General features: G+C 48.3%; 5 protein-coding genes. 1 reads left to right on the top strand and 4 read right to left on the bottom strand.

Annotated features, from left to right (window positions below; translation table 11 throughout):
• Window positions 1–51: 51 nt before the first annotated feature.
• The 3 genes from fumC to asnS all read right to left on the bottom strand — a co-directional run bounded on the left by fumC (window position 52) and on the right by asnS (window position 3,343).
• Window positions 52–1,446: a class II fumarate hydratase gene (gene fumC, locus Q0X25_RS07020; RefSeq protein ID WP_298580476.1), complete on the bottom strand. Its 1,395-nt coding sequence runs from the start codon at window positions 1,444–1,446 to the stop codon at window positions 52–54.
• Window positions 1,447–1,542: 96 nt separating this feature from the next.
• Window positions 1,543–1,896, bottom strand: coding sequence for a methionine--tRNA ligase subunit beta (locus Q0X25_RS07015; protein ID WP_021735635.1), 354 nt, complete (start codon window positions 1,894–1,896; stop codon window positions 1,543–1,545).
• A gap of 43 nt (window positions 1,897–1,939) precedes the next feature.
• Window positions 1,940–3,343, bottom strand: coding sequence for an asparagine--tRNA ligase (gene asnS / locus Q0X25_RS07010; protein WP_298580473.1), 1,404 nt, complete (start codon window positions 3,341–3,343; stop codon window positions 1,940–1,942).
• A gap of 159 nt (window positions 3,344–3,502) precedes the next feature.
• On the opposite strand from asnS, the gene Q0X25_RS07005 reads away from it, so the two are divergent.
• Window positions 3,503–4,351, top strand: a complete 849-nt coding sequence (locus tag Q0X25_RS07005; protein WP_298580470.1) for a DNA glycosylase — start codon at window positions 3,503–3,505, stop codon at window positions 4,349–4,351.
• Between the two features lie 70 nt (window positions 4,352–4,421).
• On the opposite strand, the gene Q0X25_RS07000 is transcribed toward Q0X25_RS07005, so the two are convergent.
• Window positions 4,422–5,070 (bottom strand): cysteine hydrolase family protein (locus tag Q0X25_RS07000; protein ID WP_298580467.1); only part of this gene is annotated, 649 nt, incomplete at its 5' end.

Genomic DNA, 5,070 nt, shown 5'->3' with positions numbered 1-5,070 from the left:
TCCTAAGGCATATCCTCGGCAAGCGGTTTGCATAAAATTTATTTTTGTTGTTTAGACCATGCGCTCAGGATGAAAGATCTCATCAAAACGCTCTGTCGTTAAAAAACCCAATTCTGTGCAAGCTTCGCGCAAGCTGGTACCCTCTGAATATGCTTTTTTTGCTACCTGAGCTGCATGCTCATAACCAATTTCAGGAGAGAGTGCTGTTACCAGCATAAGAGAACGAGAGAGATTGTCTGCCATTTTATCGATATTTGGCTTGATACCTGCTACGCAGCGCTGCTCAAAAGAATTCATTACGTCGGCAAGCAAACGGAGAGATTGCAGATAGTTATAGGCAATAACAGGCATAAAAACATTGAGCTCAAAATTACCCTGACTAGCTGCGATACCGATTGTGGCATCGTTGCCCATAACTTGTACGGCAACCATCGTCACTGCTTCGCATTGGGTGGGATTAACTTTACCCGGCATGATTGAACTGCCAGGTTCATTTGCGGGAATAGAAATCTCACCTAAGCCCAAACGTGGACCCGATGCAAGCCACCGTATATCGTTGGCAATTTTCATGAGATTGGCTGCAAGCGCTTTGAGTGCTCCATGCGAAAAAACCAGCGCATCTTTAGCAGAAAGTGCCCTAAATTTATTTGGATCACTAACAAAAGCTTGTCCCGTAAGACCTGCTAGTTGTGTTGCTACACATTCAGCAAAACCCGCAGGAGCATTCAATCCTGTACCCACCGCAGTTCCACCCAAAGCAAGGCGCAAAAGTCCGCCCAAGCTTGCCAAAATTTCTTCCTTTGCACCCTCAAGCAGACCACGCCATCCTGAGATTTCCTGCCAAAACCCTATAGGCACTGCATCTTGCAGATGAGTGCGACCACACTTCATCACGCCCTGATTTTCTTTTTCAAGACGAGCTAACGTAGAAATAAGACCATCAAGAGCAGGGAGTAGCTGTTCTTGCAGCGCGCAGACTGCCGCAATATGCATAGCGGTCGGATAGGTATCGTTACTCGATTGCGACATATTGACCGTATCATTAGGGTGAATAGGCTGGTCAAGGACGATGTTTTGCTCGACAGCAAGTTGATTTGCTCGGGTGGCGAGCACCTCATTCATATTCATATTGGATTGGGTACCCGATCCTGTCTGCCACACCACCAAAGGGAATTGTTCATCCCATTTACCTGCAAGCACCTCATCAGCTGCTTGACAAATGAGCTGACAGTGCGTCTGACTAAGCCTTCCAAGCTCAGCATTGGCAAGAGAGGCAGCTTTTTTGACCTGCGCAAAAGCACGAATGATTTCGATGGGCATACGCTCGGTACCAATGGGAAAGTTATTATGACTACGCTGAGTCTGCGCACCCCAAAGCGCATCGGTGGGTACTAATATCTCGCCCATAGAATCATGCTCAACGCGCAGCTCATCGCCCGTACCCATGCCTTCTCTCCTCGTCATGCTTGAATGAGTCGAGTGTAACAGCGCTCGCTCAATAGGGTTATGGGATACCTGTAGGGTAGCTTGTCAGCTAACAAACTAGCTCAAACGAGTGCCTGCAGGAACATCAAAGTCAGGAATTGCCAGCGCAGGTGGGCGTAGACCATCGTCGTAACCCAAATCCAGCAAAAGCCCTTCTGACATCTCGCCTGCCATTTTGTGAGGCGCCATATTCACAACAAAGAGACACTTTTTGCCTACAACACTTTGAGGATCACGGTTCTCATCTTTAAAAGCAGAGAGAATCTGGCGCGTAAAATCACCAAAATCAGCGGTAATCTTTACGAGCTTTTTGGACTGAGCCACATCCTCAACCGAGGTAATGAGGCCAACACGGATATCAAGCTTATCAAAATCGTCATAGCTAATTTCTGGTTTAACAGGCTCACTCATAGAGACACTTTCCTTCCAGTATCCAGTCTTGCAACTCACTCAACTAAAACTCAGCATTACCTACCGTACGAGGATGAGGCAACACGTCGCGAATATTATCGACACCCGTGAGATACATCACGAGGCGCTCAAAGCCCAAACCATAACCCGCATGGTGACAACCACCGTAACGCCGCAGATCAAGGTAATACTTATACTGATCGGGATTCATACCCAGCTCCCTGATGCGGGATTCAAGAATATCAAGGCGCTCCTCACGCTGAGAACCACCGATGATCTCGCCAATACCTGGCACCAAACAATCCGCTGCAGCAACCGTCTTGCCATCATCATTCAGGCGCATATAAAAGGCTTTAATCTCACGCGGGTAATCAGTCACAAACGTCGGCCGCTTAAAATACTTCTCGGTCAAATAGCGCTCGTGTTCGGTCTGCAGGTCAATGCCCCACTCAACAGGGTATTCAAACTGAGTACCCTCAGAGGCTGCCTTCGTCAAAATTTCTACCGCCTCGGTATAGCTTACGCGTGCAAAGTCAGAACTTGCCACATGCTCCAGACGCTCGCGTAGGCCCTTATCGACGAACTTGTTAAACATCTCAATCTCATCAGGACAATGGTCAAGTACATAGCGAATAACATACTTGAGCATATCCTCAGAATTTTGCATCTCGTCAGCAAGATCCGCAAAGGCCATCTCAGGCTCAATCATCCAAAACTCTGCTGCATGGCGACGAGTGTTGGAGTTCTCTGCGCGGAAAGTCGGACCAAAGGTGTAGATATCCCCAAAAGACAGGGCAAAGTTCTCGCCCTGAATCTGACCAGACACGGTGAGATTTACCGCTTTACCAAAGAAGTCCTGGCTCCAATCAACGCTACCATCCTCTAGGAGCGGTGGGTTAGCTACGTCAAGTGTTGTCACACGGAACATCTCGCCGGCACCCTCAGCATCACTTGCAGTAATGATGGGTGTATTCACATAAACAAAGCCATGCTCCTGGAAAAAGCGGTGAATTGCATAGGCAGCCACGCTGCGCACGCGAAAAATCGCACGAAATAAATTGGTGCGACTGCGCAGATGCTGCTGGGTACGCAAAAATTCCTTGGGCTGACGCTGCTTTTGCAAAGGATAATCATCAGCACAGGCACCTTCAACAATAATCTCACGTGCCTGTAACTCAAAAGGCTGAGGACGGTCGGGGGTCAGCTCAAGCTTACCGCGTACAATAAGTGCGGTACCCGTTCCACACGCAGAAATTTCGTCATAGTTGACCAGGCCATCACGCTGCATAACCAGCTGCAGGTCCTTAAAGCAACTGCCATCATTAAGCACGACAAAGCCATAATTTTTCATATCGCGAATGGAACGAACCCAACCGGCGACGGTAATATCACGTCCACCAAACTCATCTTTATCAGCAAATAGCTGTGCGATCTTAGTACGATTCACATTTTCCTCCCTGGCATGCAGCGCACATATCCGCGCTGAGCATTAACTTTCCTAGCGTATCGCAAATAGCCTCCTTATGACAGCTAGGAGTCCAAGTTAGTCTGCACTATCTGCTCACTCGCGCTATCCTGCAAATAAACGACATGGAAAGAGGAGCGCATGACAAGCTTTACCGTCAAGAACTTCTCACTTTCTGCGATCGCAGAAAGTGGACAGGTGTTCACATGGCAGGCAATTCAAAAGGCAAATGCCACAAGCTACCTCATTGCATCAAGTCAGCAGCAATGTGTAGCACAGCAGATAGGGACGACGCTTTCGTTAAGACAGCCTGACGGCAGTGAACTTTCTGCGAGAGAAGCAAACTATTGGCACCACTACCTTGCGCTCGATGATAACTATGCCCTCATGCAAGCAGAACTTATTGCCTCGGGGCTTCTCAAACAAGAAGTGCTCGAGACACAGCAAGGCATACGAGTGCTTTATCAGAACTGGTGGGATGTGGCTGTGAGCTTTGTTATCAGTCAAAACTCCTCTATCACGCGCATTCAACACACTATGGACTTACTGATGAAGCAAGGTAATCCCGTTGGTTGCGTTCCAACAGCATCTCGTCTCTTAGAAATTCTGGGCGATGAAACACTTTGTGCGACGCTCAAGCTTGGTTATCGAAAGCCCTATCTCGAGTCTCTGGCAACACAGGTGGTAAGAGGCTGGCAGCCCTTGTCGCTTAGTCGCCCTTATGCAGCACTTTCTACACAGATAGCTGAGTTTCAGACTCTTCCAGGTATCGGTCCCAAAGTCGCAAGCTGTATCTGCCTTTATGGCCTCGGTTATCTAGAAGCAGTGCCCCGCGATACCTGGATAAAGAAAGCCGAACGAGACTATGGTTTTGTGTGGCATGAGCGTCTTGGTGGTGTACAGCAGCAGTTTGTTTTTGCGTGGATGCGCGAGCAAGCAAAACGTAATATGCCCAGCAAAACAGCTCTACCATCAGGAAGCGAGACTTAAGAAGAAAACTGAGAGTAGAGCCATTGGTCAATGCTACAAAATCAGGTCCTAGTTACTACGCAAATGCAGGCTATGCACCTTGCACCTGGCAGCTACGCATAGTGGCAAGGGCTGCCTCATGCGCTGCGGGCGTTACTCCAGCACAACAGCTTGGATCAACCGATATCGTTACCTCAGGCAATGCCGCCTTAGCAAGCAAAGCATTGGAGACAACACAAATATCTGTACACAAACCAATAAACTCGACTTCAATATGCTCACCAGAAAGCGCAAGTTCACGGGCATCTTCTTCTACCAGCGTCTGAGTCAAATCCATAGAGCCAAAGCTTGGCTTGTCAAAAATACGTACTGTGGGGCTCAAAACTGCAGCCACCTGCGGACAAATTTGCCAACCCTTGCTGTCCTTGATGCAATGCTCCACGGGCAAATGAGCGCCTTCCTGGGTCTGAAGATAGTCAGCAGAATGTGTGTCCCTTGTTGCCCATACGCAATCAGCGGGATAGCTAACGATCTTCTTGACTACTGCAGGAACAATCGCCTGAGCCTCAGGTGTTCCCAAAGCACCATCAACAAAGTCATTTTGCATATCTACCACAACAAGGATTTTCTTCATCGCTCCCCCAACCACGACGTCTTTGACAAAAAAATGCACGGACCAAAAAGTCCATACATCTAGTGTTCCATAAATAACTAGCCGCGACAACCATATACCTATCGCC

This window comes from uncultured Olegusella sp., from assembly GCF_947253395.1.
Lineage (GTDB): Bacteria > Actinomycetota > Coriobacteriia > Coriobacteriales > Atopobiaceae > Olegusella.
This window is presented reverse-complemented; position numbering and strand designations above follow the sequence as displayed.

What these genes read in the sequence shown, in the direction of transcription:
- fumC (WP_298580476.1), bottom strand. Translation starts at nt 1,446, where the DNA reads ATGGGTACGGGCGATGAGCTGCGCGTTGAGCATGATTCTATGGGCGAG.
- Q0X25_RS07015 (WP_021735635.1), bottom strand. Translation starts at nt 1,896, where the DNA reads ATGAGTGAGCCTGTTAAACCAGAAATTAGCTATGACGATTTTGATAAG.
- Q0X25_RS07005 (WP_298580470.1), top strand. Translation starts at nt 3,503, where the DNA reads ATGACAAGCTTTACCGTCAAGAACTTCTCACTTTCTGCGATCGCAGAA.